Source organism: Lysobacter stagni (genome assembly GCF_030053425.1).
Taxonomy (GTDB): Bacteria; Pseudomonadota; Gammaproteobacteria; order Xanthomonadales; family Xanthomonadaceae; genus Lysobacter_J; species Lysobacter_J stagni.
The window spans coordinates 922,438-937,111 of sequence record NZ_JASGBI010000001.1; the positions used below are offsets into that span (position 1 = coordinate 922,438).

The following is a 14,674-nucleotide window of genomic DNA, read 5'->3' on the forward strand; positions in this document are numbered from 1 at the left end:
GCGCGCCGCACAGGAAGGCGGGACAATGCACCGCAGCGACAATCAGTCCCAGTCCCCGTCACAGCCGCCTACACCGTGCCCTTTCCCATCGACGACCTGCTCCCGCGCATCCGCGAGAGCCTGGCCACGCACCCGCGCCTCGTGCTCGAAGCCCCACCGGGCGCGGGCAAGACCACGCAGGTGCCGCCGGCGCTGCTCGACGAACCCTGGCTGGCGGGCCGCAGGATCGTGATGCTCGAGCCGCGTCGCGTCGCCGCGCGCGCCGCCGCGAACTTCATGGCGCGCGAGCGCGGCGAGGACGTGGGCCACACGGTCGGTTATCGCATCCGCTTCGAGAACCGGGTGTCCGCCGCGACGCGGATCGAAGTGGTCACCGAAGGCATCCTCACCCGAATGCTGCAGGACGATCCGATGCTGGAAGGCGTCGGTGCGCTGCTGTTCGATGAATTTCACGAACGCCACCTCGCCGCGGACCTCGGCCTTGCGCTGGCACTGGATGTCCAGGCGGGGCTGCGCGAGGACCTGCGCATCGTCGTGATGTCGGCCACGCTCGACGGCGAGCGCCTGGCGGCGTTCCTCGACGCGCCACGCCTGAGCAGCGCCGGGCGCAGCTTTCCCGTGTCCGTGGCGCATTTCCCGTCGCGCCGCGATGAGGCGATGGAGCACCAGACCCGGCGCGCGGTCGAGCACGCGCTCGCGCAGCATCCCGGCGACGTGCTGGTGTTTCTGCCCGGGCAGCGTGAGATCGCGCGCGTGCAGTCGCTGCTCGAGCCCCCCGGCGTGGACGTGCTCACGCTCCATGGCGAACTGCCCATCGAACAGCAGAGCCGCGTGCTGCAACCCGATCCCGATGGACGTCGCCGCGTGGTGCTGGCCACCAACGTCGCCGAGTCCAGCGTCACGCTGCCCGGCGTGCGCGTGGTCGTCGATTCCGGCCTCGCGCGCGAACCGCGCTACGACCCCAACAGCGGCTTCGCACGACTGGACGTGGTGAACATCGCGCAGGCGTCCGCCGACCAGCGTGCCGGTCGCGCGGGGCGCGTCGCGGAAGGCTGGACGTACCGCCTGTGGCCTGAGTCGCAGCGACTTGAACCGCAGCGCCGGGCGGAAATCGCACAGGTCGAACTGGCGGGCCTGGCGCTGGAACTGGCCGCATGGGGCGATGCGAACCTGCGCTTCGTCGATGCGCCGCCATCGGGCGCGCTCGCGGCTGCGCGCGAGCTGCTGCAGCGACTGGGCGCACTCGATGGCGCCAGCATCACGGCGATGGGCCGTCGCATGCTCGCGCTGGGCACGCATCCGCGCCTGGCCGCCATGCTGCTCGCTCCGTCGGATGCCAACGAGCAGGCGCTGGCGTGCGATCTGGCCGCATTGCTGGAAGCGCGCGATCCGCTGCGTTCGCGCAGCGACTCGGCGGCCGAACGCTGGCAGGCGCTGGCGGCCTTCCGCAAGGGCCGCGTGGCGCCCGACGCTTCGCGCAGTGCGCTTGCAGCGGTGGACCAGGCTGCGAAGCAATGGCGTCGACGCCTGCGACTGGACGCTGCACCGCCGACTGACGCACCCGCGCATCTGCTCGGCGACGTACTGCTGCACGCGTTCCCCGACCGCATCGCCCGCCAGCATCCGACCGATCCCTACCGCTACCAGCTCAGCAACGGACGCAGCGCGAAGCTGTTCGAAGACAGCACGCTGTATGGCGAGCCGTGGATCACCATCAGTGAACTGCGCGACGACCCGCGCGATGCGCGCGTCCTGCGCGGTGCACCGCTGGACGAACAACGCCTGCGTCGCGACTTCCCGCGGCGTTTCGTCACCGAGGATCGCGTGGTGTGGGACACGCAGCTGCGCGGCATCGCGGCGGTGCGCGAAACGCGCTTCGATCGCATCGTCATCGACAGCCGCCCGCTGGCCAGGCCCGATCCCACGCGCTACGCCGATGCCCTGGTGGACGCCGTGCGCCAGCTGGGACTGGGTGCATTGCCATGGACCGAAACATTGCAGCAATGGCGCGCGCGCGTACGCGGATTGCGGGCGTGGCTGCCGGAACTGGATGCGCTGCCGGACCTGTCCGAGGCCGCGCTGCTCGCCACGCTCGACGACTGGCTCAAGCCGGCGCTCACCGGAAAGACGCGACTGGACGCACTGGATGAGCAGCAGCTGGGTGAGGCGCTGAAATCCACGCTGGACTGGTCGACTCGCCAGAAGATCGATGCGCTGGCGCCTACCCGCATCCTCGTGCCGTCGGGCATGGAACGCCGCATCGAGTACGCCTACGACGACGAGACCGATGCGCCCGTACCGCCGGTGCTGGCGGTCAAGCTGCAGGAGCTGTTCGGCCTGGCCGACACCCCGCGCATTGCCGAGGGCCGCGTGCCCGTGACCCTGCACCTGCTCTCCCCGGGTGGCAAACCGCTGCAGATCACGCAGGACCTCAAGGGTTTCTGGGACCGCACCTACCCGGAGGTGAAGAAGGAAATGAAGGGTCGCTACCCGAAGCACCCCTGGCCGGACGATCCGTGGAACGCCACGGCGACGCATCGCGCGAAGCCGAGAGGGACCTGAGCAACACCGTCACCGGTTCAGGACCCGTGACGTCATTCCCGCGAAGGCGGGAATCCAACTGTCCGTATCGTCATGTCCTCCGGCGAGCGTGATGGGTCTGACGCAAGGATTCCCGCCTTCGCGGGAATGACGGCCGGGACGAACGACGCGAGCCCACCGATGCAGCCTGCGGCCCAGTGCGGGTGACCGGCCGAATGAAGCGAATGTTGGGCCTCATCCAGCACCGTCGCACATCGCATCCGACTGCACCCTCGCTACACTCCGCCGATGACCGCCGCCCCGATCGACCACCCCGAGTACCTGCCCTTCAAGCTCGACCCGGTCGCGCGGCGCGTGCTGTGGGTGCGCCTGAGCGCGCCGCAGCGCCGCGAAGCCGCATTCCTCGACGATCGCGCATTGCCGCCGGATGCGGAAGGCGGATGGCGTCCGTGGTCGTCGTTGACCACGCGTGACGGCGCCGGAGTCCCGCCGGCGCATGCGATCTTCCACATCGGCCATTGCGGTTCGACGCTGCTGAGCCGCCTGCTCGACACCTGGCCCGAGGTGCAGGGCCTGCGCGAGCCGCTTCCACTGCGCACGCTGGCCGAGGCCTGGCCGGCGCTCGATCAGCCTCAGTCGCGCCTTTCGACCATGCAGGCCACGCAGGCGCTCGATGCGTTGTGGGCGCGGTGGTCGCAACCGCTTCCGCCGCGGCGGGTCAGCATCGTCAAGGCGACCAGCGGCTGCAATGGCCTGATCCAGCCGCTGCTGGAGCGCCATCGTCAGATGCGCGCGGTGCTCATGGCGATGCCATTGCGTCCTTACCTGGCGACGTTGCTCAAGTCGCCTGCGTCGGTGGTCGACGCCGCGACCGCCGCCGCGGAACGCCTGCTGTACCTGCGCGCCAACGCAATCGCGCAGGACGTATCGCTGCATGCACTGACACTGCCGCATCAATGCGCCATGGGCTGGCTGGCCGAACGCCTGCGCTTCGACGCGCTGGCCGGCGGTGAGCATGGGTCGCGGCTGTTGAGGCTGGACTTCGAGGACATGCTTGCCGATCCCGCACGCGAACTGCAGCGCGTGGTCGCGCATTTCCAGCTGGATCCCGCGCAGCTCGATCGCGCGCTGGCCTCGCCCGAATGGAACCGCTACTCCAAGGCCACCGTGCACGAGTACGGTCGAAGCGATCGCGAGCACGACCTTGCGTTGGCGATGAGCAAGCACGCCACGCAGATCGCGGAAGGCGAGGCCTGGGTCGCGCAGCAGCTGCGGGCCAGCGGCCGCACGGTGTGAGCGGCGCTCAGCGCCGCATCGTTCCCGTCTCGACGAACCGCTGGTGCCACGACAACGCCTCGCCCAGCAGGTGCGGGGTGTGCTTGCCGTAGCTGTCGCGGCTCGCGCGGTCGAAGTAGTCCTGCAGCATCGGCCGATAGTCCGGATGCGCGCACACCTCGATCAGCCGCTGCGCGCGCTGCTTGGGTGCAAGGCCACGCAGGTCGGCCAGTCCCTGTTCGGTCACCACCACCATCACGTCGTGCTCGGTGTGGTCGACATGGCTGGCCATCGGCACGATGGAGGAAATCGCGCCGTTCTTCGCCGTGCTCGGCGACATGAACACCGACAGGTAGGCGTTGCGCGCGAAGTCGCCGCTGCCGCCGATGCCGTTCATGATCTTCGTGCCGGCCACGTGCGTGGAATTGACGTTGCCGTAGATGTCCACCTCGATCATGCCGTTCATGGCGATGCAGCCCAGGCGCCGCACCAGCTCCGGATGGTTGGACATCTCCTGCGTGCGCAGGACGATCCGGCTACGGTAGTAGTCCACCTGGTCGAGGAACTCGTCGATCGCCGCGGGGCTGAGCGAGAACGACGTGGCCGACGCCACGCGCACCACGCCGCGCTTGAGCAGTTCCAGCATGCCGTCCTGGATCACCTCGGTGAACGCGGTGAGGTCGCGATACCCGGCGTCGGCCAGGCCGGCGAGCACGGCATTGGTGATGTTGCCCACGCCCGACTGCAGCGGCAGCAGCTGCGGCGTCAATCGCCCGCGGCGAATCTCGTGCGCGAAGAAATCCAGCAGGTGCGCGGCGATCTGGCGCGACGTCGCATCCGGCGGCGTGAACGGTGAATTGCGGTCGGGCGCGTCGGTTTCCACCACCGCGATCACCTTGTCCGGATCGCAACGCAGGTATGGCTCGCCGAAGCGGTCGTCTGCGTGCAGCAGCGGGATCGGCTTGCGGTTGGGCGGCAGCGCGGTGCCGTAGTAGACGTCGTGCATGCCATCCAGGGCGGAGGGCTGCCAGCGGTTCACTTCCAGGATGACCTTGTCGGCCTGCTCCAGCCACGTCTTGTTGTTGCCCACCGACGACGACGGCACCAGGTGCCCGTCCTCGCCGATCGCGGTGACTTCGATCACCGCCACGTCCACCGCGCCGAAGAAGCCGAACCACGTGTGCTGCGCGACATGGCTCAGGTGCATGTCGATGTAGTTCAGCTCGCCCGAGTTGATGCGGTCGCGCAGGTTCGGATCGGACTGGTACGGCAGGCGCAGCTCGATGCCCTCGGCCTTGGCGAGTACGCCGTCCAGCTCGGGTGCGGTGGAGGCGCCGGTCAGCACCTTCACGCGGAACGCTTCACCACGGGCGTGCGCGTTCTCGATGCGCGTGGCCAGTGCCTGCGGCAGTGCCTTGGGGTAGCCGGCACCGGTGAAGCCACTCATGGCCACGGTCATGCCGGGCTGGATCAGCTCGGCGGCCTGCGCGGCACTCATGCGCTTCTCGCGCAGGCCGGCGTGCTGGATGCGGTCGTTCATGTGGGAGGCAACGCGGGGGAGAGGCCCAGCATAGTCCCGCAGCGATGCTGACGCCGTCTTGAGCCCGCGCAAGTGCTGTGCCGGCGATGGCGGTCCGCGCCACCGCCTGCTGTGGAGGCGCCGCGACGTGCCGTACGCTGTGGGGCATTCCCGTGGAGGAATCCGGATGCCCTACCAACTTGCCGCCATCGCCCTCGGTGCCACCCTCGGCGCGTGGGCGCGCTGGGGCCTGAGCCTGCTGCTCAACCCGGTGCACGCGGCGGTGCCGCTGGGTACGCTGGCGGCCAACCTGGTCGGCGGCTATCTGATCGGCGTCGCGGTGGCGGTGTTCACGCGGTGGCCGGCCATCGCGCCGGAATGGCGGTTGTTCGTCATCACCGGTCTGCTGGGCGGGCTGACCACGTTCTCGACCTTCTCGGCCGAGACCGTCGCGTTGCTGCAGCGGCAGGATTACGGCTGGGCGTTCGTCGTGGTGGCGACGCACCTGCTCGGGTCGTTGGCGATGACGGCATTGGGCCTGTTGACGGTGCGCGCCTTCACCTGACCGCGCGTCAGATCACCCGCAGCGTGATCGCCTTCAACACCGCGCGCGTGCGGTCGCGCGTGCCCAGCTTTTCCAGGATCACCGACACGTAGTTCTTCACGGTCCCCTCGGCAAGGAACATCGCGCGGGCGATTTCCTTGTTGGAGTAGCCGCCGGCCAGCAGGCGCAGGATCGCGACCTCGCGTTCGGTGAAGTGGTCGCGCGGCACGTCCTGCTGGTGGTACTGGTAGCGCGCGCGAACCGGCTCGGTGCTGACCGGCTGCAGCAGCGTTTCGCCCGCGGCCACGCGCGCGATGGCGTCGCGCAGATCGTCGGGCGCGGCGTCCTTCAGCAGGAAACCCTGCGCACCGGCTTCGGTCGCGCGCAGCAGCAGTTCGCTTTCGTCGAAGGTGGTGAGCAGCAGTACCGGCGTCGCGTCGCCGCGTTCGCGCAGACGGCGCAGCGCCTCGATTCCGTCCACGCCCGCCATGCGGATGTCGCTGAGGACCACGTCCACCGGCTCCTGCGCGATGCGATCCAGCAGCTGCGCGCCATCCTCGGCCTCGAACGCTACCACGATGCCGTGCCGTTCCAGCAACGCACGCAGGCCCGCGCGCACGATGGCCTGGTCGTCGGCCAGCGCGATGCGGATCGGCGCCGCACTCATGCGGGCAGGCTCGCGTCGATGCGCAGCGCGCCGCGCTCGGACGTGCCAAGCTCCAGTTGTCCACCCGCCGCCGCCACGCGCTCACGCATGCCGGACAAGCCGTTTCCTTCGCGCAGCGGTGTGCGGACCCGGCCATCGTCCTCGACGCGGATGCGCAGCCGCCCGGCATCGCTGTCCAGCCACACGTGCACGACGTCGGCATCGGCGTGGCGCGCGCTGTTGGTCAGCGCCTCCTGCACGAGGCGAAGCACGGCCTCGGCCACGTGCGGATCGGTGACGCGCACGGATTCGGCGATCTGCAGGCGCAGCGAGGGACGCGGCAATGGCGCCGCCAGTGCGCGCAACGCGGTGGCCAAGTCCAGGCCCTGGTCGTGCCGCATCGCCTGGACGATGCCGCGGATGTCGGCGAGCAGCTCGCTCGACAGCTGCTGCGCCACCGCGATCTCCGGCCGCGTCGCGAACGCCGGATCGGCCGCGAGGGCGCGCAGGTTCAGCGTCATGGCCGTGAGCTTGTGCCCGGCGACGTCGTGCAGTTCGCGCGCCACGCGCAGGCGTTCGTTGTCGCGCGCGCTGTCGGCCAGCAACGCACGCGTGGCGAGCAGGTCGGCGTTGACCAGCGCCAGGCGGTCGCGCGCGGCCTCCGCGGTGCGCGCGTAATGCGTGGTCAGCGCGGCGAAGGCCTGGAAGCCGATATAGAGCAGCAGCTGGATGTGCGGCGCGCCGTGGCCGCCCTTCCACAATACGAAGTACAGCGCCGTGTTGAGCAGCACCGCCAGCACCAGAAGCACGCGCGGTCGGTACTCCATCGCCAGTTCGGCGATGAGGATGACCAGCACCACCGGTGCGATGCCCGTGCGCGGCGCCATCGCGATGAGGACGAAGCCGCATGCGGCCTGCAGCAGGTAGAGCATCGCCCGTGCCGCCGGACGGCGCGGCAGCCAGTCCAGCGCAAGGATCGCCAGCAACACGGTGCCGACCAGCACCCAGGTCCACGGCCGTTGCGCGACCGTCACCTCGTAGCGCAGGCCATAGCCGATGGCGAGCAGCGTGAAGGCGGCGGCCAGGTTGAGCGGTTGCAGCGCTTGGCGGAGGCGTTCGTGCATGCCGTCATGCTGCGGCCGACGCGGCACTGCCGCAATGCCGCCGGTCCACAAAGTGACTTCCGGCAGGTCAAGGCGATGACCTCGGGCACTGCGGTGCGATGCAGGCCACGCGCACGCTGGTCCCACTCCCACGGAGCCATCGCCATGACCGCGTATCCGATGCTTGTCGCCGTGCACGTCCTAGTGGGCGCCGTCGCCCTGGTCACCTTCTGGACGGCCGGTCTGCTGCGCAAAGGCACGCCCGCGCACCGCGCGACGGGACGTGTGTACCTGGTCGCGATGACCGGAATTGTCCTCACCGGCGCGCCGATGGCGGTGGTGCGCTGGCTCGACGGACATGTCGTCACTGCCGCGTTCCTTGGCTACCTCGTCGCGATCACCACCACCGGCGTGTGGGTGTCGTGGCGCGCGGCGCGCGACAAGGCGGCGCCGCAGCGCTTCGCAGGTCCGGTGTACGTGGTGCTGGCGGTGGTGTCGCTCATGTCGGGTGCGGGCGTGCTCGCGCTGGGCATCAAGGTGGGCGCACCGTTGCTGATGGGCTTTTCCAGCGTGGGCCTGGTCGTCGGTACCGACATGCTGCGTCGTCGTCGTCGTTACGTCCGTGGCGACGTGACGCCGCGCTGGTGGATGGTGGAGCACTACACCGCGATGATCGGCAACGGCATCGCCACGCACATCGCGTTCCTCGGCATCGGCCTTCCGCGTCTGCTGCCGGGTGTGGACGGCACGGTGCTGCACTACCTGGCGTGGTTCGGCCCGCTGTTCGTGGCGATCGTGGCCAAGCTGGTGCTCGACCGGCGCTGGAAGCCGCGGCCCGTGCGCGTGCCGGCGCCTGCGCGCGGGGCGTGAAGATGTCATGCCGATCGGTTATGTCGCACTGACGAACCGTCGTACGGAAATCGCCTCCGCATAACCCACTGTTTACTTCCACGGCCGTGCGATCGCCTACGAATAGGCGCACCACGTTCCCGGAGAAGACGACATGCGGATCAGCATCATCGGCGCCGGCTTCAGCGGCTGCGCACTGGCCACCGAACTCGCGCGGGCCGCACCGGAGGGCGTGGACATCCAGCTGGTCGGCGTGTCGGAAACATTCGGGCGCGGGGTGGCCTATGGCGAGGCGCGGCCGGAACACCTGCTCAACGTGCGCGCCCGCGATCTGGGCGCCACCGCCGATCATCCGGGTGAGTTCGCCGACTGGTTGAACCTGACCGAACGCGCGCGCACCACGTTCCTGCCCAGGCTGGTCTATGGCGAATACCTGCACTCGCGCCTGCAGGCCGCGCAGCAGTTGTCGCTGGCTGCGTTCAACCGCATCGAACAGGAGGCCATCGCGATCGAGCGCGACGGTGGCGTGTTCCGCGTGCATCTGGCGGACGGGTCGGATTACCTGAGCGATCGCGTCGTGCTGACGGTAGGCTCGCTGCCTCCGCAGCCGTTGCCGGGCATCGGCCCGCGTCTGGCAGTGCACCCCAGCTATGTCGCGTGGCCGTGGCAGAACGGGCTGGATGGCATCGGTGCGATCGACCACATCGCGCCGAACCAGCGCGTGCTGATCATCGGCACGGGGCTGACGATGGTCGACGTCGTCGCCACGCTGCATCGACGCGGGCATCGGGGACCGATCACCGCGTTGTCGCGACATGGCCTGCTCCCGCAGGCGCACACGGACGATCCGCCGTCGCCGATCTCGCTGCCGCCGACCGTACTGCACGCGATCAACACCCACGATCTGCGCCAACTGGTGCGAGCGTTGCGTGCGTTGACGCCCATCGTTCCGGACTGGCGCAGCCTGATCGATGCGCTGAGACCGTACCTCCAGACATTCTGGCGCGGGTTGGCACAACCGCAGCGCGCGCGCTTCCTGCGGCACCTGCGTTCGCACTGGGAAGTGCTTCGCCATCGCGTCGCGCCACCGCTGGCACGCGAGCTGGAAGACCTGCGCACGCGCGGCCGCTTGCGCATACGCGCCGGGCGCCTGCTGCGCGCGCGACGCACCAGCGAAGCGGTTGAAGTGCTGATCCGCGAACGCGGCTTCGCTCACGCGGCGCGCGAGGAGTTCGACGTGGTGATCCGCGCGACCGGCTTCGATACCGACGTGGACCGCACCAGCCATCCGCTGGTCGCGCAACTGCGGGATTCAGGCCTGATCACCGCCGATCCGTTGGGCCTGGGTATCGAGGCCTCCGCGCGCTTCGAAGCCCTGGACGGTAGCGGCCTGCCCGTGCGCGGGCTGTATGCGCTGGGGCCTCTGCTGCGCGCGCAGTTGTGGGAAATCACCGCCGTATCGGAACTGCGCGTGGCGGCGCGCTCACTGGCCAAGCACCTGCTTACGCAGGAACGCCGGGCGAGCGCCGATGTGCTGCGTGGCATGGAGGCGCTGGCGCGGCCGTGACGCAGGCCGCGCGACGGATCATACGTCGCCGTCGGTCGCCCAGCCCTCACCGGTGCCGCGATTGAACACGGTGTCGGTGTTCAGCACGGTGCCGGCCGGGATCGAATCCTGCTGCGCCAGTTTCGTGTAGATCGGCGTGAAGTCCGGGCGCGTGGCATCCATCAACTGCTCGTAGCTGTCGATGACGAAGTAGGTCTTCTGGTAGGTGTCGATGCGGTAGCGCGTGCGCATGATGCGCTCGAGATCGAAGCCGATGCGGTTGGGCGCGGCGCTCTCCAGGCAGTGGATCGACTCGCCCTTCGACGACACGATGCCGCTGCCGTAGATGCGCAGGCCATCGTCCTGCCGGATCAGGCCGAACTCCACCGTGTACCAGTACAGGCGCGTGAGATTGACCAGCGCCTCCGGGCCGATGCCATGCGCCTTCACGCCACCGCGGCCATAGGCCTGCATGTAGTCGGCGAAGACGGGGTTCATCAGCAGCGGCACGTGGCCGAACAGGTCATGGAACAGGTCCGGCTCGGCCAGGTAGTCCAGCTGCTCCGGCTTGCGGATCCACCAGGTCACCGGGAAGCGGCGGTTGGCGAGGTGGTCGAAGAAGGTCAGTTCCGGCAGCAGGCCCTCGACGCCGATGAGCTCCCACCCCGTTGCCTTGCGCAGCGTGCGGTTGAGTTCGTCGAACTTCGGTATATGACCCGGTGCCATGCCCATGGCTTCCTGCGTCCGCAGGAATTCGTCGCTGGCGCGTCCCACCAGGACCTCGCGCTGACGCTTGAACAGCGTGGCCCAGACCTCGTGGTCGGTCGCGGTGTAGTCGCCCCACGGCTGCTCCACGACCGCGGTCGTGTACACCGGTACGTAGCCCTTGTCGGTGAGCTGGTGTTCCACGCGGGTGGGGGTGCCGAGGTTCATGGGGACTCCTTGTATCGAACTTCGACTTTAGCGGCCGGCCCGCGCAATAGGCTTGCGTTGTTGCGTGAATATGCCAGTGCGGCGCAATATCCTTGCGCTTTAAGACTAAAGGACGCAATTCATGGCCGCAATCGAGCTGGACCGCACCGACCTGCTGGTGCTCGCCGAACTGCAGCGCAACGGCCGCCTCACCAACGCCGAGCTGGCCGAGCGCGTGCACTTGTCCGCCTCGGCCTGCCTGCGCCGGGTCCAGCGGCTGGAGCGGGAGGGCGTCATCGCCGGCTACCGGGCGGAGGTGGACCCCGAGCGCCTGGGGCTTGGCCTCCAGGCCTTCGTCCGTGTACAGCTTTCGCGGCACGATGCCGACGCGATCGCCGCTTTTCGCGACTTCGTCAACGCGTGGGATGAGGTCGTGACCTGCCATGCGCTGACCGGCGACATGGACTACCTGCTGCAGATCGTCGTCCAGGACCTGGACCACTTCTCTCGATTCCTGCTCGACCGGCTGCTCAACCAGGCCGGCGTGGCGGACGTGAATTCCAGCTTCGTGCTACGCACGGTGAAGGCCTTCCGCGGCATGCCGCTGCCCGGGCGCTGAGCCTTCTACGCCTTGTCGTTGCCTTCTTCGGCCAACGTCCGCGAACCGGCAATGATCATGCGCACCATCAGCGTCAACTGACGGATCAGCTCCGGGTCCTTCCCGGGCGGGGAATCCATGGCGGTGGCACCGACGGCGAATACCAGCCGCGTGATCGCCTTGGCGACCAGGGCCGGTTCGCGCAGCACGGCGCCCTGGGCGGCGTTGATCTGGATGAGGCTGACGCGCAGCTCTTCCTCGAAGAAGCTGAGGTGGCGATCCACCGCGTGCTTGAAGGCGTCCGAGCCGGCCGTGCCTTCGCGCAACAGCACGTGCAGCAGCTGGTCCTCGGCGCGCAGCTGTTCCATGAACGCCTCGACCGCGCCGCGAACCGCGCTGCGGTCCTTGGCCGCGCGCAGGCGGGCCGCCTCGATGATCTTCTGCAACGACAGCCCGGCAAGATCGATCAGCGCGACCGCCAGCTCATCCATGTCGCGGAACTGGCGATAGAAGCTGTTGGGCGCGATGCCGGCCTCGCGCGCGACCTCGCGCAGGCTCAGCGTCGAGACGCTGCGGTGCGGCCCGAGCAGTTTCAGTGCGGCCGCCAACAGGTCCTCGCGCGAAATCTGGGCCTTTCGGCCCGCCGCGTGCTCGGAATCGGCATGGAGGTCGGTCTGTGGGCTCACGAGGGCGGGCGCGGCGGAAGGTCGGGTCGGCATCATATCGGGGACGTAATATACAGTTGTATACACATTTGTGCGGATGCATGTATAGTCCGGGCCATGAATGCCGTTGTACGCCCCTCGTCCCGTCCCCGGGGACTCAAGCGCCTGATCCATGCCTGCGTCTCGCCGGACGTCTTCGATTTCTGGGCCGGTCGCTTCGATCGCACCTGGACCTGGGACCGCCCGCTGGCGCGCGTGATCGAACGGCGCATCGAATCGCGCGATGCCGTCACCCTGGTGTTGCGCCCGAACCGTCACTGGCATGGCTTCCGCGCCGGCCAGCACGTCAACGTCAGTGCCGAGATCGACGGCGCGGCCGTCACGCGCAGCTACAGCCTGAGCGATGCGCCGCGCGCCGACGGCCGCATCGCGATCACGGTCAAGCGGATCGAAGGCGGGCGCCTGAGTGCGCATCTGTTCGATCGCGCCTGCGTCGGCGACGTGCTCTCCATCGGCCCGGCCTTCGGCGAGATGACCGTGCCCGCCGACGACAGCGACGCGCGCCTGTTACTGGCTGCCGGCAGCGGCATCACGCCGCTGGTGGCACTGGTGCGCGAGCACGCCGCGCGCGGCATGCCCACTCCGCTGACCCTGATGTACTGGGCGCGCACGCGCGACGAGCTGTGCTTCGCCGATGAACTGCTGGCGCTGTCCGACGCGCATCCGAACTTCAGCGTGCACTGCATCCTCACCCGCGAGGCCGGTGAAGACGGCGTGCGCGAAGGGCGCATCGATGCGGCGCAGATCGCTTCGCGCGTGCCCGACGTGGCCCGGCGCCGCGTGTACGCCTGCGGTCCAGGCGGCTTCGTCGAAGCGGCGCGCGCGCTGCTGCAGGCGCAGGCGCTGGGATTCTCGGCCGAAGCATTCACGCCGCCGGCCAGCCGCATCGACGAAAGCGGCGAAGCGATCATCACCCTGCAACGCAGCGGGCGCACCCTCACCGTGCCGCGTGGACAGTCGCTGCTCACCGCGCTGGAAAGCCAGGGCGTCAAGCCGGCATCCGGCTGTCGCATGGGCATCTGCAATACCTGTGCATGCGGCAAGCAGTCCGGCACCACGCACCACCTGCACACCGGCGATGTCCAGCACGAACCCGTTTCCGCGCTGCGCCTGTGCGTGAGCGCCGCTTCTTCCGATCTCGTACTCGATCTGTGACGCCCAAATGACCGACCGCTTCCGCAACCGCGCGCTGACACCCGCCGAACTCGACCGCTTCGGCCAGGAACTCGACGCCCTGCGCGCGCGCACCGTGGCCACGCTGGGCCAGCGCGACGCGAACTACATCCGCCGCATCGTTGCGTGGGTGCGCTGGACCGAGGTGGCCGGGCGCGCCCTGCTGTACATCGGTGCGTTCTCGCTGCTGTTCGCTCCGGCGCTGCTGTGGCCGCTGTGCGTGGCCGGCGCGCTGGTGCTTGGCCTGTCCAAGATCCTGGAGAACATGGAGCTGGGCCACAACGTCATCCACGGGCAGTACGACTGGATGCGCGATCCGCACCTGGACGGCCGCACCTACGAGTGGGACATCGTCGGCACCGCCGACGCCTGGCGTCGTACGCACAACTACAAGCACCACACGTACACCAACGTGCGCGGCATGGACGACGACATCGGCTACGGTCTGCTGCGCATCTTCCCCGAGCAGCGCTGGCGTCCGTTCTACCTGGCGCAGCCGGTGATCGCGGTGGTGTTCGCCATCCTGTTCGAGTGGGGCGTGGCCATACAGGACCTCAAGCTGGGCCGCTGGATCGCCGGCAAGACGACCAACGCGCAGATGCTGCGCAAGTTCCGTCCGGTGGGTCGCAAGATGCTGCGCCAGATCGTGAAGGACTACGTGTTCTTCCCGCTGCTGGCCGGCCCGTTTTTCCTGCCGGTGCTGCTCGGCAATGCCGTAGCCAACATCCTGCGCAACCTGTGGACGTACACGATCATCTTCTGCGGTCATTTCACCGCGGACGTCGAGACCTTCCCGAAGGAGTCGGTGCGCAACGAATCGCGTGGGCACTGGTACCTGCGTCAGCTGCGGGGTTCGTCGAACATCGGCGGCGGGCGCGTCATCGACGTGCTCTCGGGCAACCTGAGCCACCAGATCGAGCACCATTTCTACCCGGACGTGCCCGCCAACCGTTACGCCGAGATGGCGCCCACCGTGCGCGACATCTGCTCGCGCTATGGCCAGCACTACAACACCGGTTCGTTGCCCAGGCAGTTCGGGCAGGTGATCTGGCGCATCCTGCGTCATGCGTTCCCCAGCCGTCCGCGCCGCACGGCGCCGCTGGTGAGGCACGAAGTGGAAACCGTCGAAGTACGGCAGGCCGAAGCGGCCTGAGTCGCGTCAGCGCGGTGCCCGGATCAGATCGAATCCGGGCTGGCTGCCCAGGCTGGACCCGGGCGCGTTTCGCCTATCCGGGTCAGAGGA

General features: G+C 68.6%; 13 protein-coding genes. 8 read left to right on the forward strand and 5 right to left on the reverse strand.

Annotated elements, in window-relative coordinates:
• Window positions 1-75 precede the first annotated feature (75 nt).
• Window positions 76-2,562, forward strand: coding sequence for an ATP-dependent helicase HrpB (gene hrpB / locus QLQ15_RS04120; protein WP_283211577.1), 2,487 nt, complete (start codon window positions 76-78; stop codon window positions 2,560-2,562).
• A 267-nt stretch (window positions 2,563-2,829) separates the two neighbouring features.
• Complete coding sequence (locus QLQ15_RS04125) at window positions 2,830-3,837, forward strand: sulfotransferase family protein (protein ID WP_283211578.1); 1,008 nt, start codon at window positions 2,830-2,832, stop codon at window positions 3,835-3,837.
• Window positions 3,838-3,844: 7 nt separating this feature from the next.
• Here the strand turns inward: QLQ15_RS04125 and scpC are convergent, their stop codons facing one another.
• Window positions 3,845-5,356: a succinyl-CoA:acetate CoA-transferase ScpC gene (gene scpC / locus QLQ15_RS04130; RefSeq protein WP_283211579.1), complete on the reverse strand. Its 1,512-nt coding sequence runs from the start codon at window positions 5,354-5,356 to the stop codon at window positions 3,845-3,847.
• A gap of 166 nt (window positions 5,357-5,522) precedes the next feature.
• Between scpC and crcB the strand changes: the two genes are divergently transcribed.
• On the forward strand, window positions 5,523-5,900 hold the full coding sequence (gene crcB, locus QLQ15_RS04135) for a fluoride efflux transporter CrcB (RefSeq protein WP_283211580.1): 378 nt from the start codon (window positions 5,523-5,525) through the stop codon (window positions 5,898-5,900).
• Window positions 5,901-5,907: 7 nt separating this feature from the next.
• Here the strand turns inward: crcB and QLQ15_RS04140 are convergent, their stop codons facing one another.
• Both QLQ15_RS04140 and QLQ15_RS04145 read right to left on the reverse strand, forming a co-directional pair.
• Entirely contained in the window at window positions 5,908-6,546 is a 639-nt protein-coding gene (locus QLQ15_RS04140) for a response regulator transcription factor (protein WP_283211581.1), read from the reverse strand.
• On the reverse strand, window positions 6,543-7,649 hold the full coding sequence (locus tag QLQ15_RS04145; protein ID WP_283211582.1) for a sensor histidine kinase: 1,107 nt from the start codon (window positions 7,647-7,649) through the stop codon (window positions 6,543-6,545). Before QLQ15_RS04145 ends, QLQ15_RS04140 begins: the two co-directional genes overlap by 4 nt.
• A 144-nt stretch (window positions 7,650-7,793) precedes the next feature.
• Here QLQ15_RS04145 and QLQ15_RS04150 point away from each other — a divergent pair, with 144 nt between their 5' ends.
• Window positions 7,794-8,498: a DUF2306 domain-containing protein gene (locus QLQ15_RS04150; protein ID WP_283211583.1), complete on the forward strand. Its 705-nt coding sequence runs from the start codon at window positions 7,794-7,796 to the stop codon at window positions 8,496-8,498.
• 133 nt (window positions 8,499-8,631) lie between these two features.
• Window positions 8,632-10,044, forward strand: coding sequence for an FAD/NAD(P)-binding protein (locus QLQ15_RS04155; RefSeq protein ID WP_283211584.1), 1,413 nt, complete (start codon window positions 8,632-8,634; stop codon window positions 10,042-10,044).
• An 18-nt stretch (window positions 10,045-10,062) separates the two neighbouring features.
• Here the strand turns inward: QLQ15_RS04155 and phhA are convergent, their stop codons facing one another.
• On the reverse strand, window positions 10,063-10,956 hold the full coding sequence (phhA, locus tag QLQ15_RS04160) for a phenylalanine 4-monooxygenase (protein WP_283211585.1): 894 nt from the start codon (window positions 10,954-10,956) through the stop codon (window positions 10,063-10,065).
• 121 nt (window positions 10,957-11,077) lie between these two features.
• Here phhA and QLQ15_RS04165 point away from each other — a divergent pair, with 121 nt between their 5' ends.
• Window positions 11,078-11,554 carry an Lrp/AsnC family transcriptional regulator gene (locus QLQ15_RS04165; protein WP_283211586.1) on the forward strand — a complete coding sequence of 159 codons (477 nt, stop codon included), beginning with the start codon at window positions 11,078-11,080 and terminating at the stop codon, window positions 11,552-11,554.
• Between the two features lie 5 nt (window positions 11,555-11,559).
• On the opposite strand, the gene fabR is transcribed toward QLQ15_RS04165, so the two are convergent.
• Window positions 11,560-12,255 (reverse strand): HTH-type transcriptional repressor FabR, encoded by a 696-nt coding sequence (gene fabR / locus QLQ15_RS04170; RefSeq protein WP_432277839.1) that lies wholly within the window; start codon window positions 12,253-12,255, stop codon window positions 11,560-11,562.
• A 60-nt stretch (window positions 12,256-12,315) separates the two neighbouring features.
• Between fabR and QLQ15_RS04175 the strand changes: the two genes are divergently transcribed.
• Both QLQ15_RS04175 and QLQ15_RS04180 read left to right on the forward strand, forming a co-directional pair.
• The gene (locus QLQ15_RS04175) at window positions 12,316-13,413 is read left to right on the forward strand and encodes a ferredoxin reductase (protein ID WP_283211588.1); all 1,098 of its coding nucleotides are present in this window, start codon (window positions 12,316-12,318) and stop codon (window positions 13,411-13,413) included.
• Between the two features lie 7 nt (window positions 13,414-13,420).
• Window positions 13,421-14,584 carry a fatty acid desaturase family protein gene (locus tag QLQ15_RS04180; protein WP_283211589.1) on the forward strand — a complete coding sequence of 388 codons (1,164 nt, stop codon included), beginning with the start codon at window positions 13,421-13,423 and terminating at the stop codon, window positions 14,582-14,584.
• The last annotated feature ends 90 nt before the right edge of the window (window positions 14,585-14,674 follow it).

Bases quoted from the DNA above. Each gene is read 5' to 3' on its own strand.
- QLQ15_RS04125 (WP_283211578.1), top strand. From the start codon at position 2,830: ATGACCGCCGCCCCGATCGACCACCCCGAGTACCTGCCCTTCAAGCTC.
- scpC (WP_283211579.1), bottom strand. From the start codon at position 5,356: ATGAACGACCGCATCCAGCACGCCGGCCTGCGCGAGAAGCGCATGAGT.
- crcB (WP_283211580.1), top strand. From the start codon at position 5,523: ATGCCCTACCAACTTGCCGCCATCGCCCTCGGTGCCACCCTCGGCGCG.
- QLQ15_RS04140 (WP_283211581.1), bottom strand. From the start codon at position 6,546: ATGAGTGCGGCGCCGATCCGCATCGCGCTGGCCGACGACCAGGCCATC.
- QLQ15_RS04145 (WP_283211582.1), bottom strand. From the start codon at position 7,649: ATGCACGAACGCCTCCGCCAAGCGCTGCAACCGCTCAACCTGGCCGCC.
- QLQ15_RS04150 (WP_283211583.1), top strand. From the start codon at position 7,794: ATGACCGCGTATCCGATGCTTGTCGCCGTGCACGTCCTAGTGGGCGCC.
- QLQ15_RS04155 (WP_283211584.1), top strand. From the start codon at position 8,632: ATGCGGATCAGCATCATCGGCGCCGGCTTCAGCGGCTGCGCACTGGCC.
- phhA (WP_283211585.1), bottom strand. From the start codon at position 10,956: ATGAACCTCGGCACCCCCACCCGCGTGGAACACCAGCTCACCGACAAG.
- QLQ15_RS04165 (WP_283211586.1), top strand. From the start codon at position 11,078: ATGGCCGCAATCGAGCTGGACCGCACCGACCTGCTGGTGCTCGCCGAA.
- fabR (WP_432277839.1), bottom strand. From the start codon at position 12,255: ATGATGCCGACCCGACCTTCCGCCGCGCCCGCCCTCGTGAGCCCACAG.
- QLQ15_RS04175 (WP_283211588.1), top strand. From the start codon at position 12,316: ATGAATGCCGTTGTACGCCCCTCGTCCCGTCCCCGGGGACTCAAGCGC.
- QLQ15_RS04180 (WP_283211589.1), top strand. From the start codon at position 13,421: ATGACCGACCGCTTCCGCAACCGCGCGCTGACACCCGCCGAACTCGAC.